Origin of the sequence: Bradyrhizobium sp. CCBAU 11434 (assembly GCF_028128895.1) — a bacterium.
GTDB classification, from domain to species: Bacteria; Pseudomonadota; Alphaproteobacteria; order Rhizobiales; family Xanthobacteraceae; genus Bradyrhizobium; species Bradyrhizobium zhengyangense.
The window spans coordinates 1-17,478 of record NZ_LBJX01000077.1; the positions used below are offsets into that span (position 1 = coordinate 1).

Consider the following 17,478-nt stretch of genomic DNA (forward strand, 5'->3'; position numbering starts at 1 on the left):
CGATGGTGATGTTTTGACTAGATCAAGCCGCAAAACGTGACGCACTTATGTGTGTTTTGACGCTCTTATGAGGTGCATCACAGAGGCGGCGCAAGCCCTACGGATCCAGCTCCGTATCCCAGTAGAGGTAGTCCAGCCAGCTGTCGTGCAGATAGTTCGGCGGGAACAGGCGACCGTTGCGGTGGAGCTGGTGCACGGTCGGTGCGAACGCGTTCTGGCGCGGAAACATCTTTGCCTGAGCCGGCGTGAGATTGCCCTTGCGCAAATTACAGGGCGAGCACGCCGCGACCACGTTCTCCCAGGTGGTCTGGCCGCCTTTGCTGCGCGGGATGATGTGATCGAAGGTGAGGTCTTCCGGCGAACCGCAATATTGGCAGGCGAAACGATCGCGCAAGAAGACGTTGAACCGGGTGAAGGCGGGATGCGTGGTCGGCTTGACGAAGGATTTGAGCGAAACCACGCTCGGCAGCTGCATTTGCAGCGTGGGACTGTGAACCGCCTGGTCGTAATGCGCTACGATATTGACGCGGTCGAGGAACACCGCCTTGATCGCGTCCTGCCACGACCACAGAGACAGTGGGTAGTAACTCAGCGGCCGGAAGTCCGCGTTCAGGACCAGCACCGGCCAACTGCCTTGCGAGACATGTGCGTTCAAGTAACGCTCCCGGCCTCCAATATACGCTGCGAAGCAGCATGTACTGACATACTACATGCAGCGTGACGGGATTGTGAAGCCCGTTGAGCGACTTATTCAGGCGCATGCAATGCGGCGGCAGGGTGGCAAACGCCCAGAAACGCCGCGATTTTGGCACGGGGGGCGGCAGGGAGCCGGCGCGGAACAGGCCTTCTGTTGGGCTTTGCGGCAGCAGTTACTCCGACACCCTTTCCAGCTTCTGCAAGCACCGCGTCGCGCGCACCTCTGCGGGCATGTCTTGGTCTCCAAAGCTGGCCTTCCAATTGGTGACGCCGACTTCGCCGAGGTAGATGTCGCCTCTCGAATCAAGTGCGAGGCCGTGCGGCGCCAAGAACTTCCCGCTGGAAACGCCCGGGCCTTTCTCGCCGCCGAGCCGCGCGATGCGCCTTCCCTTGGCGTCGACGATCGAGAGCCGCGGGCCGAGATTGGGAACATGGCGGTTGACGTCGAGGCCGGGGCCGAGCTCGCCGATCACGAAGGTCGGGCTCTTGCGCCCGCCGCAACAGCACAGCGCACAGGGTCGATGCAGATTGTTCCATTGCGTCTCGTATTTGCCCTCGCCATCGAACACCTGCACGCGATGGTTCTCGCGGTCGGCGACATAGACCCAGCCGTCGGCGTCGGTCGCAATATTGTGCACGATGTTGAACTGGCCGGGGTCGGTGCCGGGCTCACCCCAGCTCTTCATCAGCTTGCCGTCCGGCGTATATTTGTGCACCCGCGCATTGCCGTAGCCGTCGGAGACGTAGATCTCGCCTTTCGGCGACAGCGCGGTGTGGGTGCAGCGGTGGAACGGCTCGCCGCTCATGAAGGGCGCCGGCTTTTTGGGGATACCGATCGTCAGCAGCACCTTGCCGTCGGTGGTGCATTTGCGCACGGTGTGGTCGCCGTCGTCGGTGCAGTAGAGATTGTCGTCGGCATCGATATGCAGGCCATGCGCGCGCGAGAACAGGCCTTCGCCAAAGCTGCGCAGGAAATTGCCTTCGCGGTCGAGCACCACCATCGGATGTTCGCCGCGGTTGAAGACGTAGACGTGGTCCTTGCTGTCGACCGCGACCGAAGCGACGTCACTCAGCTGCCAGCCATCGGGAAGTTTCGCAAAGTTTTCGACGACGCGGTAGCGGTGCTCGCCGGTGCCGAGAATGGCTGGCATGGGTGGCCCTTCCTTCAGTTGTCTCTGTTGCGCTTTTCTGTACCCACATCGTCATTGCGAGCGCAGCGAAGAGATCCAGACTGTCTCCGCGGAAAGATGCTGGATCGCCTCGCTGCGCTCGCAATGACGAATGGGCCTAAGCTGTCCCCACCTCACGTCCCAAAATCCGTTCCTCGATCGCCTTGATCTGGAGCGCGAGGAATTTCGAGTTGATCCGGCATTGCGCCAGGCTACCGGCGATGAACCACAGGCCGGGCTGCTTCGTGCGCGCATACATGTTGCGCAGCTCAAAGCCGTCGCCAAAGCCCCAGACCGGGCCGATGCGGTCGGCGACGCCATCGCCGAACAGCTTTCGCACCAGGTATTCCTGCGGCTTGTAGCCGGTGGAGAGCACGATCAGATCGGCTGCGACGGCCGAGCCGTCCTTCATCTGCGCGCCGCCTTCCGTGAAGCTCTCGATGTCCTCGAACTGCTTCAGCTTGATCGCGCCTTCGACGATCAGGTTGGAGCAGCCGACGTTGAAATAATAGCCGCCGCCGCGGGTCAGGTACTTGAACTGCCAGCCGGTGCCGCCCTCGCCGAAGTCGAGCTTGAAGCCGACGCGGCGAAGGCCGTCGAGCAGGTCCTTGTCGAGCTCCTTCGACTGCTCGGTCAGCATCACATGGGTCTTTTTCGCCAGCGGCGTCGGCATTGACGCGGCGATCAGATCGTTGTCCTCCAGCGTGCCGTCATTGTAGGTCGCGTAGGCCAGTTGCGCCGACGGCTCGATATTGGTGACCAGCGTCGGCGATCGCTGCACCAGTGTCACCTCAGCGCCGCTGGAATAGAGATCCTGCGCGATGTCATGGCCGCTGTTGCCGGTGCCGATGACGATGGCGCGCTTGCCTGTCCAGTTCTCGCCGTCTTCATAGCGGCTCGAATGCAGTAGCGTGCCCTTGAAACGATCGAGCGTCGGAATGTCAGGGATGTTGGCGATGCCGCTGACGCCGGTCGCCATGATCACGTGGCGCGGGTGCATGGTGCGCTCGCTGCCGTCGGCGCGGCGCAGCGTCACCGTCCAGTGATCCCCGGCCTCATCATAGGCGCCGCCCTCGAACTCAGCGCCGGTCCAGAAGTTGAGCTCCATGGCATCGACATAAGCCTCGAACCAGTTCGCGAGCTTGTCCTTGGGGATGTAGGTCGGCCAGCTCGGCGGAAACGGCATATAGGGCATGTGATTGACCTGCACCTGATTGTGCAGGGTCAGCGCGTGATAGCGCTTCCTCCAGGTATCGCCGATCCGCGCCCCGCGATCGACGATCAGCGTGTCGATCTGCAACTGCTTCAGCCGCGCGGCGATCGCAAGCCCGGCCTGGCCGCCGCCGACCACCAGCGCGACTGGCTCGCGATCGGCATAGTCGCGCGAGGCGTTGCGCTGATCGAGCCAGTTCGGTCCGCGGAAATCGCGCGAATAGGCTTGTCCTCGCGGCCGCGAGGTGCCGAGCTGTTCCTCGAATCCTTTGAGCTCCTCGAGCGCGGTGAGCAGTGTCCACGCCTTCAGCCGGTCGCCGTCGGCGATATCGGGCACGAGCCGCAGGACGCCGCTGCCGCGGCCGAGCGCGGTCTCGAAACTGAAGATGGTCTCGATAGTGTTGGTGCCGGCGCGCGTCACCCAGCGCGGCGCTGCGCGGTTTGGCGCGATCTTGAAACTGCGCGGCGCCGCGTTGAGTGAAAGTGCGGCCAGCGCCCGTACGATCCCATCGCGACCGGCGAGCGTTTGCAGGTTCCAGCTTAGCGCCAGCACGTCGCGCCAAAAGCAGTCAGCGAGGAAGAGACGGTCGAGCGCGGCGCGATCGGGCTGGCCCAGCGCGCGCTCGAATTCATCGAGCCAGGCTTGCGCGGACACGGCCATATCCTTCGTGCGATCCAGCATGCGCGACCTCGTGGCCGTCTTCGCGGCGTTTCCTCTGAGGTGGACGCTATACTGGTTCGACCGGTGTCAAAAGCGCTTTACCCGAGCAGGGAAAGCATATGCCCCTGCTCAGGCGGAATGCTCCCCTTGAGCGTGTCGAGATAAATGCGCTGCACTGCTTCGGGGCCGCGGCTCTCGACCACGCGGAGGCTGCTCTCCAACATCGGGGTGAACCCCGACCACGCCACGCCAAATCGTTGCTCGATTCCGCCAGGACCCCAATCCTTAGCGCGCTTGCGGATGTGGTCGGGCGCGAAGAACCAGCGCGGCTTTGCGCCGGGCAAGACGCCTTCGTCGGCGTCGGTCGCGCGATGCGTCAGACCGACACGCACCGAGCAAGCCATCTGATGGCCGAAATGCCTGTGCAGTCCGGCCCGCAACGCACTGCTGCCGGCCATGTCGACGAAAGCGACCGGATTTTCCGGTGGCAACGAATGGATTCGATCGTAGGTCACCACCGCGTCGTAGCAGGGCAGCGAGCGGACGAAACCGACATTGTTCGCTGAGGTCAGCCCGATCACGTTGCGGCCACGGCTGTGCAGGAGATGAGCGAGCCCAAACGCGGTCTTGCTCGACGCGCTCGACAGCAGCACGCTGCGTGCACCGAAATCGTCGTTCTCGGCGAGGAAGTCGTCGACCAGGAACGACAACATGAACAGCGGCCGCAGCAGTGCCTGAAGATCACCCTGATGTCCGGCGAAAGCGGGATCGCCGGTGACACGGGAATAGAGATTATAGACCGGCGCGACTTGGCTGCGGTGCGCGGTGCCGTCACGAAGTGCGCGCTTGCTGACATCTGCGGCTTCGATGACGAGATGCGTCGCCATCGGGAAATAGCCGAACAGCCGCTCGCCCACGGCGACATCCGGATGTCGCGAGCCGATAACCTCGCCGAACCCCCACACCGGGATGTTGCCAAATCCCTGCGGCGCCGGAAAGATCTGCCAATATTTCAGCTCGTCGCCCATCACGGCATAGGTGATGTTGTTGGCGGTGAACGCGAAGCGCTCGACCTTCACCAGGAGCGCATCTGCGGGCAGGAGTGCTGCATCGGGAAGGGTGGTCTCGATCAGCTTGCATTGCGCGAGATCGTTGCGTGCGACGACGAAGTCGGTCGATGTCATGGTGAAGGTCCCGGCTTCTTCCGTGCCGGCATCTTCTCCTTTACGGCTGCGCGCTTTGCAACAGCAACATTGTTTGAAACGGCGTTCGCTCCGCCGGCGATGACGCCCTCGCGGTTCTTCATCGCGCGGTAGTAGCTCCACCACAGATGTGCGGCGGCGCCACGCAGCGGACGCCAGGGTTCGGCGAGCGGCGCCATCTGCTTTTCCGTCGGCCGCGCCTTCAGGCCGAGGCCGATCCTGATTCCCTCCTGCACGGCGAGGTCGCCGGCGGGCCAGGCATCGCCATGGCCGAGGCAAAACAAGAGATAGACGTCGGCGGTCCACGGTCCGATGCCCGGCAGCGAGACCAGCGTGTGATGCGCGGCATCGGCGTCTTCCTCGGCGAGCACGTCGAGGTTCAGCCGCTCGGCGACGATCTCGCGCGCCAGATGTTTCAGCGTCTTGATCTTGGCCGCTGATAGTCCGAGCCGTCCCAGCCGGTCGGTGCGGGCGCGGCGCACCGCCTCATGGTCGAACGGATCGAAGGCCGCAGACAGCCGTCCCCAGATCGCGGCGGCGCTCGCGGTCGACAATTGCTGTCCGCAAACGATATGCGCAAGCCCCGCAAAGCCCGGCTCGCGCCGCCGCAACGCCGGCATGCCTGCGATTTCCAGCACAGGCTTGAGGCGTGGATCGCGCTTGACCAGCGTGTGAACGGCTTCTTCGAGGTCGGACTGGGTTTCGAGGTGGATGGTCATTGGCGCTCTACTTGTCACGCACGGGCTTGACCCGCGCATCCATCTCCTATCGTAACAGAGTCTTGGCCATGACGAGATCTTGCCAGATGCCGCCACCCGTTTTCCGATTTGCCCCCAGCCCGAACGGCCTTTTGCATCTCGGCCACGCTTATTCTGCGCTGCTCAATTTCGACCGCGTGCGCGAAACCGGCGGGCGGCTGTTGCTGCGGATCGAAGACATCGACGCGACGCGCTGCCGGCCGGAATTCGAGGCTGCGATCTACGAAGACCTCGCCTGGCTCGGGATCGCATGGGAAACGCCGGTGCGGCGGCAATCGGAGCGTCTCGCCGACTATCGCGCCGCGCTGGAAAAACTCTCCGCACTCGGTCTCGTCTATCCAGCTTTTGAGAGCCGAGCCGAGATCGCAAAGCTGGTCGCCGCCCGTGAGGCGAATGGGCCGTGGCCGCGCGATCCCGACGGTGCGCCGCTCTATCCTGGCGACGCGAATTCGCTGCCGGCCAGCGAGCGATCGCGCCTGATTGCCTCCGGCGCGCCTTACGCCTTGCGCCTCGACATGGCGGCGGCCTGCCGGCAGGTCTCCGGTCTGACCTGGAACGAGTTGGGTGAGGGGCCCGACGGCGAGCGTGGCCTGGTCGCCGCGCGACCTGAGGCATGGGGCGACGTCATCCTGGCCCGTAAGGAGACGCCGACCAGCTATCATCTGTCTGTGGTGGTCGACGACGCGCTCCAGGACGTGACCGAGATCGTGCGTGGCCAGGACCTGTTTCACGCCACCTCGGTTCACCGACTGCTTCAGGCTCTGCTCGGCCTGACCGAACCCATCTATCGGCATCACGGCCTGATTCGCGGCACGGATGGCCGGAAGCTGTCGAAATCGGACCGCTCGACCGGCCTCCGGGAGTTGCGTGCGGCCGGTATCTCGCCCGCCGCCATCCGCACGACCGTGGGATTAGGCTAAGTTTCTCTGGGGGTTAGCACAGCAGCGCCGTGACTCCGGGGTGGCCGCCGTGCCATGGTCGCTTTTGAGCCCGGGGGTTCGAAGAGGATACTTCGAAGGGGATTTATGGCGGCGAAAACGCGCGCAGCGCGCACCACGCGAAAGTCCAGGCAGCCGCCTCGGAAGCGGGCCGGGGCGGTCGGCAAAGTGCGCGAGCGCAGCACCGTTGCGCCCGACGTGATTCAGGCGGCGCTTGCAGCCTTTGCCCACGAGGTCCGCACGCCCCTGACCGGCATTCTGGCGATCAGCGATTTGCTTTCGACCTCCGATCTTGGCGAGCGGGAGCGGCGTTGGGCCGACACCATCAAGGCCGGTGCCGAGCATCTGGCTAACCTCGCTACGCTGTTCGTCGATGCCGCCAAGACCGGCAAGGGCGCCGGCAAGAGCGGCACGCTACGGCAGGATCTGTTTGATTTGCGCGCGCTCGCGCGCAGCACCGGCGATTCGCTCGCTGGTCGCGCCGCCGCCAAGGGTCTTCAGGCCGAGGTCGACATCTCGGACAAGCTCCCGGGCCTCGTGGTCGGCGATTCCGTTCGCCTCCGCGCCGCACTCGAGAACCTGATCGACAATGCAGTCAAATTCACCGAGCAGGGCGCTGTGGCCATCTCGGCCACGCCTTGGCGGCCCGTCAAGGGCAAAGCGAGCGGCAAAGCCAAGGACAAGCGCCGGGTCGGCGTCGCCTTCTCGGTGTCCGACAGCGGCATCGGCCTGACCATGGCCGAGATCAAACGGCTGTTCCGCCCGTTCACCCAGGCCAATGTCACCATCGCCTCGCGCTTCGGCGGCGCCGGGCTCGGTCTGTCTTCGGTCAAGCAACTGGCGCGTGCGATGGGCGGCGACATCACGGTGGCACCGCGGCGTGGCGGCGGCGCCACCTTCACCCTGACCGTCACGCTCGATGCGGCGGGGCCGGCCAAGGCACGCAAGACGGAAGGCGGCGAAGCGGAGCCGCTGGCGGCGCTGCGCGTGCTCAGCGTCGAGGACAATCCATTCGGCCGCGTCGTGCTCAACACGATCCTGACCGAGCTCGGCCATCATGCCGAGTTCATCGGGCGCGGTGAGGATGCAGTGAGCCGGCTCGCGCAGGGTGGCTTCGATGCGGTGCTGATGGACATGGTGTTGCCGGGCATCGACGGCGTCGAGGCCATCAGGCGTATCCGCACAATGCAGGCGCCGCTGGCTCGGATCCCGATCATCGGCGTGTCCGGTCGTGGCGAGGACGAGGCGGCCTCGCGCGAGGCCGGCGCCGACGCCTTCCTGGTCAAGCCTGTGTCCCCGCGGGCTTTAGCGACTGCGCTGCTTGAAGCGACACGCCGTGAGGAAGTCGCGACTTGATGATCGCGGCGTTGAGCTCGCCGCCGAAGACGAAGATCGCGGCAATGAAATACAGAAACACCAGCGCGATGATTACCGAGGCGAGCCCCGCATACATCGTGACGTAATTATTGGCGAAGCGCGCCAGATATTGGCCGAACACGATGCCCGAGATCAGCGAGGCAACGATGGTGAAGACGATGCCGGGCAGGATCTGGAAAAAGCTGCGTCGGCCCGCCGGCAGCCAGGCATGCAGGATGACCAGTGCCACCACCAGCGCGCCTATGGTGATGCCGTAACGCAGCCAGGTGAGAATACTTTCGTTTGACTCGACGAACAGTGGAATGTGCCGCCGCGCCGCCTCGATGAAGAGCGGGCCAAGCACGATCAGGAACGCCATCGCGAGCGCCGTGAAGGCCGCAACCAGCGTGTAGCCGATCGATTCCAGCCGCAGCCAATACCAGCGCCGCATCTCCACCACCGCATAGGCCCGGTTGAGCGCGACCCTGAGCGCCTCGACGCCGTTGGAGGCGAAATAGACCGACAGCACCGCGCCGATGGTCAGCACCCCCGTGCGGGTCGTGGTCAGCACGTCGTGGATCTCTCCCGACAGGGAATCGGCCACTTGCTTCGGCCAGACTTCGAGCATCAGCCCGGCTGCCTGGTCGGCAAGCTCCTTGGAGCCGAAGAAGCCGGCGAGCGAAGTCAGCACGATCAGGAACGGGAATAGCGCCATCAGCGTCGACAGTGCGATATGGCTCGAGATCGCCCAGCCGTCGTCGGCCAGGAACGTGTAGAAGGCGTCTTCCACGATGACATAGATCGTGCGGATGACTTTCACGGTGTGCCCCAGAGCAAGTTTGCTCTCACTTCGCGAGCGGCCCGGATTCGCGCCTCTCCCCGCAAGCGGGGAGACGCGAGGAGGACGGACCATGCGAGCAAATCGGAAATCATTCGGCCAGCTTCTGACATTATGGGATCAAAAGCCAGATTTGGAACGCCATGGCGGAGCGCCGCACACGGTGTTATCACCCCCAAATGGCATCTCTCCTGAGTACTTTCATTCTGCCGATCGCCGTGGCCGCCGTGGCGGTGGTGCTGCTGCTCGGCCTCGTCAACATGATGCGTGGCGGCTCGCCCAACACCTCGCAGAAATTGATGCGTTGGCGCGTGCTGCTGCAGTTCATCGCGATCGTGATCGCCATGGTCGCGGTCTGGGCGATGGGGCGATAGGGCATGATCCGGACCCGAAGGGCCGCGTTTGCGAAAAGTGTGAAGCGGTTTTCCGGCTGGATCTTGCCCTAAGAACAAGGACACTTTCATGGTCGTGCTCAACCGCATCTATACGAAGACTGGTGACGACGGCACGACAGCGCTCGGAACCGGCGAGCGCCGTCCGAAATATGATCTGCGCATCGCAGCCTATGGCACGGTCGATGAGACCAATGCCGCGATCGGCGTGGTACGCCTTCACACCAGGGATGCGCCGGAGCTCGATGCCATGCTCGGCCGCATCCAGAATGATTTGTTCGATCTCGGCGCCGATCTCGCGGTACCCGAGCGTGAAGGCAAGGCGGAGCGACTGCGGGTAGTGGCGAGCCAGGTCGAGCGGCTCGAGCATGACATCGACGCGATCAACGACAAGCTTGCGCCGCTCACTTCTTTCGTGCTCCCGGGCGGCACGCCGGCCGCCGCCTACCTCCATGTCGCGCGCACGATTTGCCGCAGGGCGGAACGCGTGATGGTGGAACTGGCCGCCCAGCCCGGCGAACCCGTCGGCACGGCTGGCATCCAGTATATGAATCGCCTGTCGGACTTCTTGTTCGTGGCCAGCCGCGCCGCTAACCATGATGGTGCCGGCGACGTGCTCTGGGTTCCGGGCCAGAATCGCTGACCCATTGAGATCAGCATTTCAGGGGGCTAAAATTAGGCCCCTTCGCGCGTTGACCGGGCCGGATCAGGCCTTTAGGTTCCGCGCCAGTTGAATAATCCCCCTCCCAAATTGAGTGAAAGAGGATCGATGAAGGTCTTAGTGCCGGTAAAGCGGGTGGTCGATTACAACGTCAAGGTCCGCGTCAAGGGCGATGGATCGGGCGTTGAACTCGCCAACGTCAAGATGTCGATGAACCCCTTCGACGAAATCGCGGTCGAGGAAGCGCTGCGCCTGAAGGAAGCCGGCAAGGCGACCGAAGTCGTGGTGGTCTCCATAGGACCTGCGCAGGCGTCGGAGACGATCCGCACGGGCCTCGCCATGGGCGCCGACCGCGGCATCCTGGTGAAGGCCGAAGGCATCGTTGAGCCGCTCGCTGTCGCAAAGATCCTCAAGAAGGTTGCTGACGAAGAGCAGCCCGGCCTGATCATCCTCGGCAAGCAGGCGATCGACGACGACAGCAACCAGACCGGTCAGATGCTGGCCGCGCTGCTGGGCTGGTCGCAGGCAACCTTCGCCTCGAAGCTCGAGGTCGAAGGCTCCGACTTCAAGGTCACCCGCGAGGTCGACGGCGGCTTGCAGACCGTCAAGCTCAAGGGGCCGGCGATCGTCACCACCGATCTGCGTCTCAACGAGCCGCGTTACGCTTCGCTGCCCAACATCATGAAGGCCAAGAAGAAGCCGATCGCGGAGAAGACCGTCGCCGATTACGGCGTCGACGTCACTGCGCGCCTCGAAGTTCTGAAGACGGCCGAGCCCGCGGGCCGCAAGGCCGGCGTCAAGGTGAAGGACGTCGCCGAGCTGGTGTCGAAGCTCAAGAACGAAGCCGGGGTGCTCTGATGACTGCGCTGTTGATTGCTGAACACGAACACGAGGTCCTCAAGGACTCCACCAACAAGGCGCTGACCGCGGCTTCCCAGCTCGGCGGCGACGTCCACGTGCTGGTCGCCGGTGGCGGGCAGGGCACTAAGGCTGCGGCCGAGGCCGCCTCGAAGCTCGCTGGTGTCGCCAAGGTGCTGGTCGCCGAAGGCGAAGCCTACGCGCACGATCTCGCCGAGCCGCTTGCGGCACTGATCGTCTCGCTGGCCCCGTCCTATGACGCGATCGTCGCGCCCGCGACCTCGCGCTTCAAGAACGTGATGCCGCGCGTCGCAGCCCTGCTCGACGTCATGCAGGTCTCGGAGATCACCAAGGTGGTCGCCCCCGACACCTATGAGCGTCCGATCTATGCCGGCAACGCCATCCAGACGGTGAAGTCGAAGGACGCCAAGAAGGTCATCACGGTCCGTACCTCGACCTTCGCGGCGGCAGCCAGCGGCGGCAGCGCGCCGGTCGAGAGCGTTGCGGCGGCGGCGGATCCGGGCCTGTCGACCTTTGTCGGCGAGGAAGTCGCCAAGAGCGACCGTCCGGAGCTGACCTCGGCCAAGATCATCGTTTCCGGCGGTCGGGCCATGCAGAGCCGCGAGAACTTCGCCAAGTACATCGAGCCGCTCGCCGACAAGTTAGGGGCCGGTGTCGGTGCCTCCCGTGCGGCGGTCGATGCCGGCTATGCGCCGAACGACTGGCAGGTCGGCCAGACCGGCAAGGTCGTGGCCCCCGAGCTCTACGTCGCGGTGGGCATTTCCGGTGCCATCCAGCATCTGGCCGGCATGAAGGACTCCAAGGTGATCGTCGCGATCAACAAGGACGAGGACGCGCCGATCTTCCAGGTGGCCGATTACGGTCTGGTCGCCGACCTCTACCAAGCGGTTCCGGAGCTGACCGACGAACTCGGCAAGCTCGGCAAGTAAAACGCGATAAAAACACCGGCCGGAGGTATAAACTCCGGCCGGTGTTTCATTTCTGAGCCGTTTTCTTTGGCGTGGGGCACGCCTTCGAAGCGATCCAATCTAGGTTTCGGGCCAAGGTTCTGATTAAATCGATCCTCCCGGCTCAGGGGATTAGGCAGGGCGCGATATGCGCGCCGTTCCGGTGGATGACATTATGGCGGCAGTGATCAAGAAGGTCGGCGTGATCGGCGCGGGTCAGATGGGCAACGGCATCGCGCATGTCGCGGCCCTGGCCGGTTTCGATGTGGTGCTCAACGATGTCTCGGCCGACCGCCTGAAATCAGGCATGGCCACCATCAATGGCAATCTGGCGCGCCAGGTCTCCAAGAAGGGGGTCACCGAGGACGACAAGACCAAGGCGATGGCGCGCATCTCGCTGGCCGAGAAGCTGGACGACCTCGCCGACTGCGATCTTGTGATCGAGACCGCGGTCGAGAAGGAAGAGGTCAAGCGCAAGATCTTCCACGAACTTTGCGCGATTCTGAAGCCGGAGGCGATCGTCGCCTCCGACACGTCCTCGATCTCGATCACCCGCCTTGCCGCCGCGACCGACCGGCCCGAGCGCTTCATCGGCATTCACTTCATGAATCCGGTGCCGCTGATGGAGCTGGTGGAGCTGATCCGCGGCATCGCCACCGATGATTCCACCTTCGAGGCCTCCAAGGAATTCGTCGCCAAGCTCGGCAAGCAGGTCGCGGTCTCCGAGGATTTCCCGGCCTTCATCGTCAACCGCATCCTGCTGCCGATGATCAACGAGGCGATCTACACGCTGTATGAAGGCGTCGGCAATGTCGAGGCGATCGACGCGGCGATGAAACTCGGCGCCCACCATCCAATGGGCCCGCTCGAGCTCGCCGATTTCATCGGTCTCGATACCTGCCTTTCGATCATGCAGGTGCTGCACGAGGGCCTCGCTGACTCGAAGTACCGGCCGTGCCCGCTGCTGGTGAAATACGTCGAAGCCGGCTGGCTCGGTCGCAAGACCCAGCGCGGCTTCTACGACTACCGCGGGGCCAAGCCGGTTCCGACCCGCTAATCCATCTTGTGACAATTCATGTTGCGTTAACCCCTCGCGCCTAGGCTGCGGCCGGTACAAGGGTTCGCGTAATGGACATGATGGCGATGGTCAGCACCATGCTGGCCTCTCAGCAGGGCGCGCTGCAGTCGAATATCGCGGCGACGCTGACGAAGCAGAACATGGACATGGAGAAATCCACCGTCCTGACGCTGCTGGGTGCCGGTCAGCCATCCCTTGCCAATGTCGGCCCCGGCGTCGGTGGCAACCTCAACGTCAGTGCCTAAAGCGACGCGGCAGCCGGACCTAACGCGGCCCGAAGCAGCTTGAGCGCGTCGTCGCTCGCCCATTCCGCCGGACCCGCGATCGTCGCGATCTCGCAGCCTTGCGGATCGACCAGCACCGAGGTCGGCATGCCCAAGGCCCGGCCTATCGCCTTAAGATCTTGGAAAACCTTGGCTTTCTGGTCGGTGAAATAGCCGAGCCTGGTCAGATTGGCGTCTTTCAGGAAATTCTTCGGCTTCTCGGGGTCGCGGGTGTCGATATTGATCGCTACCACCTCGAAGTCAGGGCCCGACAGCTTGGCCTGGAGCTGGTCCAGCGCTGGCATCTCTTTCCGGCAGGGCACGCACCAGGTAGCCCAGAGGTTCACCAGCAGGGTCTTGCCGCGGAAATCCGACAGCTTCCTCGGCTTGCCGTCGGCGTCCTCGAAGGTGAGGTCCGGCAGCTTCAGGGGGGCGCTCGCCATGGTCAGCGCGGCCACCTCGCCATGGGCGAGCGGGGCGATCTTCTGGGCTGTGGCGACAGCGGCCTTGCAGGCCGGATCGCCTGACGGAGCCCGGTTCAGGCCGAGCCCATACAGCGCGGCGAAGCCGGCGAGCCCACCGACCACCACGGTGGCGATGACGATGGGGATCCGGCGCGTGGCGGAGGGCTTCTGGTCGAGCATATCGTTTGTCATCCGGTCGCAGATATGGCTATCAGGGGCCTCTTAATACGGCTGGCCTCGGCCAGCAAACATGCGGCAAAGCAAGGCGTGAGCAGGGGATCATGAGCAACAAGATGTGGGGCGGCCGGTTCTCGGAGCGTCCCGATGAGATCATGGAAGAGATCAACGTCTCCATCGACGTCGATCGTCACCTCTACGCCCAGGACATTGCCGCGTCCAAGGCCCACGCCGCGATGTTGGCCGCGAACGGCATCATCACGGCCTCTGATGCGAAAAATATCGGCAAGGGTCTAGACACGATTTTGTCAGAGATCGGCAAGGGCGGCTTCGAGTTCAAGCGCGCGCTCGAGGACATTCATATGAATGTCGAGAGCCGTCTGTCGGAGCTGATCGGGCCCGCCGCCGGCCGACTGCACACCGCGCGCTCCCGCAACGACCAGGTCGCGACCGACTTCCGTCTCTATGTCCGCGACATCGTCGACGAGACCGATGCGTCGCTTGCCGCGTTCCAGCAGGCGCTGGTGGAGCGCGCGCTGGAGCACGCCGGAACCGTGATGCCCGGCTTCACCCATCTGCAGACCGCGCAGCCCGTCACTTTCGGCCATCACCTGCTTGCTTATGTCGAGATGGCCGCGCGTGATCGCGGCCGTTTCCAGGATGCGCGCAAGCGGCTCAATGAATCCCCGCTCGGCGCCGCCGCGCTCGCCGGCACCTCGTTCCCGATCGACCGGCACGCCACCGCAAAGGCGCTGGCCTTCGATCGTCCGATGGCGAACTCGCTCGACGCTGTCTCCGACCGCGACTTCGTGCTGGAGACCTTGTCGGCGGCCTCGATCTGCGCCGTGCACATGTCGCGCTTTGCCGAGGAAATCGTGATCTGGACCTCGCCGCTGGTCGGCATGATCCGCCTCAGCGACAAGTTCACCACCGGCTCCTCGATCATGCCGCAGAAGCGCAACCCTGATGCCGCGGAACTCGTGCGGGCCAAGACCGGCCGCGTCATCGGGGCGCTCAACGGCCTCCTGATTGTGATGAAGGGCCTGCCGCTCGCCTATCAAAAGGACATGCAGGAGGACAAACAGGGCGCCATGGAAGGCTTTGCCGCGCTGTCGCTGGCGATCCGCGCCATGACCGGCATGGTCCGCGACCTCGTGCCTGACGAGGCCAAGATGAGGCTTGCTGCAGGGGAGGGCTATGCCACGGCCACCGATCTCGCCGACTGGCTGGTGCGAACGCTGAAAATGCCGTTCCGCGAGGCCCACCACGTCACCGGCCGCATCGTCGCCAAGGCGGCCGAGGGCGGCGCGGCGCTGCATGAGCTGCCGCTGAAGGAGATGCAGGCGATCGAGCCCAGGATCACCAAGGACGTGCTCGGCGTGCTCTCGGTCGAATCGTCGGTCAAGAGCCGCACCAGCTACGGTGGCACCGCGCCGAAGAACGTGACGGCGCAGGCCAAGGCCTGGGCCAAGCGGCTGGAAAAAGAGCGAAAATTGGGCTGAGGGCCGAAATTTCGCCGATCTTCCGTGGCCTTCCGGCACTCGCCAGCGGGGGCCAACCTCTGTATGGTGCGGCCGCATCGTGGGGATTTCGTCGTGACGTCAAAGTTTCGCCCGGCCGGCTCGGGGTGGGCCATCATTGTCCTTAGCCTGACGGCGCTTGCGCTCGCCGGCTGTGGCCGCAGAGGCCCGCTCGACCTGCCGCCCACCGCCTCCAGCGCGTCCACGGCCAACGTTGCCGCGCCTGGTGACACCGAGACCGAAGCCCAGAAGACGCCGAGCGTGTTCAATCCGACCTATGGCGCGGACGCGCCGCCGGCGGCGACCAAGGGCAGGAAGAAACCGTTTATCCTCGACCCGCTCCTGGACGAAAAGCCCAGCCGATAGGCTGGGGCAACTGAGCCAACGCCATGAACCATTTCGACTACCGCAACGGCGTGCTGCACGCCGAGGCCGTGAACCTGTCCGAGCTGGCCGCGACCGTCGGCACGCCGTTCTATTGCTATTCGACCGCGACGCTGGAGCGGCACTACCGCGTCTTCACTGAAGCCTTTGCCGGCGAGAAGGTGCTGGTCTGCTACGCCATGAAGGCGAACTCCAACCAGTCGGTGCTGCGCACGCTGGCCAAGCTTGGCGCCGGCGCCGACGTCGTCTCCGGCGGCGAGCTGAAGCGCGCGCTCGCGGCCGGTATCCCCGCCAACAAGATCGTGTTTTCCGGCGTCGGCAAGACGGAGACCGAGCTGCGCGCAGCGCTCGCCGCGGACATCCTCTGCCTCAACGTTGAATCCGAGCCCGAGCTCGAATTGCTCTCGCGCCTCGCAACCGAGATGGGCAAGACCGCGCGCATCTCCGTGCGCGTCAATCCCGATGTCGATGCCGGCACGCATGCCAAGATCTCGACCGGCAAGTCCGAGAACAAGTTCGGCATTCCGATCGTTCACGCCCGCGAGGTCTACGCGCGCGCCGCCAAGCTGCCCGGCATCGCGGTCACGGGCACCGACGTGCATATCGGCAGCCAGATCACCGACCTTTCCAAGATGGAGACCGCGTTCCGCATTCTCTCCGAATTCGTGCAGACATTGCGCGCCGACGGCCACAATATCAGCCACGTCGATTTCGGCGGCGGGCTCGGCATTCCCTACTACATGGACCGCGAAGCGCCGCCGGCGCCCGATGCCTATGCCGCCATGGTCAAGCGCGTCAGCCACAATCTCGGCTGCACGCTGATGTTCGAGCCGGGCCGCATGATCGTCGGCAATGCCGGCATCCTCGTCGCCAAGGTGATCTATGTGAAGCACGGCGACGGCAAGAATTTCGTCATCATCGACGCCGCCATGAACGACCTCATCCGCCCGACGCTGTACGAGGCGTATCACGACATCCTGCCGGTGATGCAGCCGGCCAAGGGCGCGGCGACCATCATGGCCGACGTCGTCGGTCCGGTCTGCGAGACCGGTGACTATCTCGCGCTCGATCGCACGCTGTCGACGCCGAAGCCCGGCGACCTCATCGCCATCATGACCGCAGGCGCCTATGGCGCCGTGCAGGCGGGCACCTACAACACGCGGCCGCTGGTACCGGAGGTGCTGGTCAAGGGCGATCAATACGCGGTCGTGCGCCCGCGCATCGAGGTCGAACAGCTGATTGCGATGGACACGCCAGCGCCGTGGCTGTGAGGACGCCGGCGAGCTCAAGCTCGCCGACGTCGCGTATGCGTCACGGCCCGTATTTCGGAGCCGGCTTCTGATTGAAGTCGTTCTCGTCGGCGACACAGGTGAAGTTCGCAGCGTTGTTGGTGTCGCCGCTGCCGTTGTACTTCGCGACCTTCGGGAAGACGCAAAGCGGCCGGGTCATTTGCACCGTCGGCGGCGTATCGGCCACGTATTTCGTGGCGAGGATCGTATCCGGCGCCGTGCCACCCTCGACCCATTTGACCAGCGGCAACAGCGCATCGAACGCGGGAAGGCCGGTGATCGGGCTCCCGCCCGGGGGGACAAAGGTGCCCGTCGCGTTGTCGTCAGCCGAATTGATCACCGTGTGCTGGAATTGTAGGGATCGAAGATTGGTGCACGCCGTCGCCATGGCGGGCGAGGTGCCGAGTGCGACACAGGCAAACAGGGCCGTGGTCGCACCGACAAGTAAGTGTCGATGACGCTTCATTCCGTCCTCCCTGATTTTTTGCAGGCTTCTAGTGAGGACAGGATAGCGCACAAAGATTGCAACTCAAGGATGAAGCATCGTGTCGCGAGTTGATCGACGCTCTCGCGTACCGGTTGCGGAGATGCAGG

The 17,478-nt window shown here is 64.1% G+C and carries 19 protein-coding genes; 11 read left to right on the forward strand and 8 right to left on the reverse strand.

What is annotated here, in order from left to right; genetic code table 11:
- Positions 1 to 97: 97 nt before the first annotated feature.
- The 5 genes from XI06_RS16400 to XI06_RS16420 form a co-directional block, all read right to left on the reverse strand.
- A complete protein-coding gene (locus tag XI06_RS16400; RefSeq protein ID WP_028134115.1) occupies positions 98 to 655 on the reverse strand; it encodes an HNH endonuclease in 558 nt (185 codons plus the stop codon).
- A gap of 214 nt (positions 656 to 869) precedes the next feature.
- Positions 870 to 1,847, reverse strand: a complete 978-nt coding sequence (locus tag XI06_RS16405; protein ID WP_237863932.1) for a peptidyl-alpha-hydroxyglycine alpha-amidating lyase family protein — start codon at positions 1,845 to 1,847, stop codon at positions 870 to 872.
- Positions 1,848 to 1,983: 136 nt separating this feature from the next.
- A complete protein-coding gene (locus XI06_RS16410) occupies positions 1,984 to 3,759 on the reverse strand; it encodes a flavin-containing monooxygenase (protein ID WP_271605885.1) in 1,776 nt (591 codons plus the stop codon).
- 77 nt (positions 3,760 to 3,836) lie between these two features.
- Positions 3,837 to 4,922: a DUF2855 family protein gene (locus tag XI06_RS16415; RefSeq protein ID WP_271605886.1), complete on the reverse strand. Its 1,086-nt coding sequence runs from the start codon at positions 4,920 to 4,922 to the stop codon at positions 3,837 to 3,839.
- Positions 4,919 to 5,659, reverse strand: a complete 741-nt coding sequence (locus tag XI06_RS16420; protein WP_237870921.1) for a DNA-3-methyladenine glycosylase family protein — start codon at positions 5,657 to 5,659, stop codon at positions 4,919 to 4,921. The genes XI06_RS16415 and XI06_RS16420 overlap by 4 nt, the downstream gene beginning before the upstream one ends.
- Positions 5,660 to 5,745: 86 nt before the next feature.
- On the opposite strand from XI06_RS16420, the gene gluQRS reads away from it, so the two are divergent.
- Positions 5,746 to 6,618 (forward strand): tRNA glutamyl-Q(34) synthetase GluQRS, encoded by an 873-nt coding sequence (gluQRS, locus tag XI06_RS16425; protein WP_271605887.1) that lies wholly within the window; start codon positions 5,746 to 5,748, stop codon positions 6,616 to 6,618.
- 105 nt (positions 6,619 to 6,723) lie between these two features.
- On the forward strand, positions 6,724 to 7,992 hold the full coding sequence (locus XI06_RS16430) for an ATP-binding protein (protein WP_271605888.1): 1,269 nt from the start codon (positions 6,724 to 6,726) through the stop codon (positions 7,990 to 7,992).
- Here XI06_RS16430 and XI06_RS16435 read toward each other — a convergent pair.
- Positions 7,919 to 8,812: a YihY/virulence factor BrkB family protein gene (locus XI06_RS16435; RefSeq protein WP_237863926.1), complete on the reverse strand. Its 894-nt coding sequence runs from the start codon at positions 8,810 to 8,812 to the stop codon at positions 7,919 to 7,921. The two genes, XI06_RS16430 and XI06_RS16435, sit on opposite strands and share 74 nt — an antisense overlap.
- A 197-nt stretch (positions 8,813 to 9,009) precedes the next feature.
- On the opposite strand from XI06_RS16435, the gene XI06_RS16440 reads away from it, so the two are divergent.
- The 6 genes from XI06_RS16440 to XI06_RS16465 all read left to right on the forward strand — a co-directional run bounded on the left by XI06_RS16440 (position 9,010) and on the right by XI06_RS16465 (position 13,032).
- Positions 9,010 to 9,204: a twin transmembrane helix small protein gene (locus tag XI06_RS16440; protein WP_057746671.1), complete on the forward strand. Its 195-nt coding sequence runs from the start codon at positions 9,010 to 9,012 to the stop codon at positions 9,202 to 9,204.
- Positions 9,205 to 9,292: 88 nt separating this feature from the next.
- Positions 9,293 to 9,865, forward strand: a complete 573-nt coding sequence (locus tag XI06_RS16445; protein ID WP_237863925.1) for a cob(I)yrinic acid a,c-diamide adenosyltransferase — start codon at positions 9,293 to 9,295, stop codon at positions 9,863 to 9,865.
- Positions 9,866 to 9,991: 126 nt separating this feature from the next.
- The gene (locus XI06_RS16450; protein ID WP_237863924.1) at positions 9,992 to 10,741 is read left to right on the forward strand and encodes an electron transfer flavoprotein subunit beta/FixA family protein; all 750 of its coding nucleotides are present in this window, start codon (positions 9,992 to 9,994) and stop codon (positions 10,739 to 10,741) included.
- Positions 10,741 to 11,691: an electron transfer flavoprotein subunit alpha/FixB family protein gene (locus XI06_RS16455; protein ID WP_237863923.1), complete on the forward strand. Its 951-nt coding sequence runs from the start codon at positions 10,741 to 10,743 to the stop codon at positions 11,689 to 11,691. Before XI06_RS16450 ends, XI06_RS16455 begins: the two co-directional genes overlap by 1 nt.
- 193 nt (positions 11,692 to 11,884) lie before the next feature.
- Positions 11,885 to 12,766 carry a 3-hydroxybutyryl-CoA dehydrogenase gene (locus tag XI06_RS16460; RefSeq protein WP_237863922.1) on the forward strand — a complete coding sequence of 294 codons (882 nt, stop codon included), beginning with the start codon at positions 11,885 to 11,887 and terminating at the stop codon, positions 12,764 to 12,766.
- Between the two features lie 71 nt (positions 12,767 to 12,837).
- Positions 12,838 to 13,032, forward strand: a complete 195-nt coding sequence (locus XI06_RS16465) for a putative motility protein (RefSeq protein ID WP_237863921.1) — start codon at positions 12,838 to 12,840, stop codon at positions 13,030 to 13,032.
- Here the strand turns inward: XI06_RS16465 and tlpA are convergent.
- Positions 13,029 to 13,694: a thiol:disulfide interchange protein TlpA gene (gene tlpA / locus XI06_RS16470; RefSeq protein ID WP_271605889.1), complete on the reverse strand. Its 666-nt coding sequence runs from the start codon at positions 13,692 to 13,694 to the stop codon at positions 13,029 to 13,031. The genes XI06_RS16465 and tlpA overlap by 4 nt on opposite strands.
- A 101-nt stretch (positions 13,695 to 13,795) precedes the next feature.
- On the opposite strand from tlpA, the gene argH reads away from it, so the two are divergent.
- The 3 genes from argH to lysA all read left to right on the forward strand — a co-directional run bounded on the left by argH (position 13,796) and on the right by lysA (position 16,866).
- Positions 13,796 to 15,193, forward strand: a complete 1,398-nt coding sequence (gene argH, locus XI06_RS16475; protein ID WP_271605890.1) for an argininosuccinate lyase — start codon at positions 13,796 to 13,798, stop codon at positions 15,191 to 15,193.
- Between the two features lie 93 nt (positions 15,194 to 15,286).
- Positions 15,287 to 15,577 (forward strand): LPS translocon maturation chaperone LptM, encoded by a 291-nt coding sequence (gene lptM, locus XI06_RS16480; protein WP_271605891.1) that lies wholly within the window; start codon positions 15,287 to 15,289, stop codon positions 15,575 to 15,577.
- 23 nt (positions 15,578 to 15,600) lie between these two features.
- Positions 15,601 to 16,866 (forward strand): diaminopimelate decarboxylase, encoded by a 1,266-nt coding sequence (gene lysA / locus XI06_RS16485; RefSeq protein WP_271605892.1) that lies wholly within the window; start codon positions 15,601 to 15,603, stop codon positions 16,864 to 16,866.
- 40 nt (positions 16,867 to 16,906) lie between these two features.
- On the opposite strand, the gene XI06_RS16490 is transcribed toward lysA, so the two are convergent.
- Positions 16,907 to 17,350, reverse strand: a complete 444-nt coding sequence (locus tag XI06_RS16490) for a tannase/feruloyl esterase family alpha/beta hydrolase (protein ID WP_271605893.1) — start codon at positions 17,348 to 17,350, stop codon at positions 16,907 to 16,909.
- Positions 17,351 to 17,478: the final 128 nt, after the last annotated feature.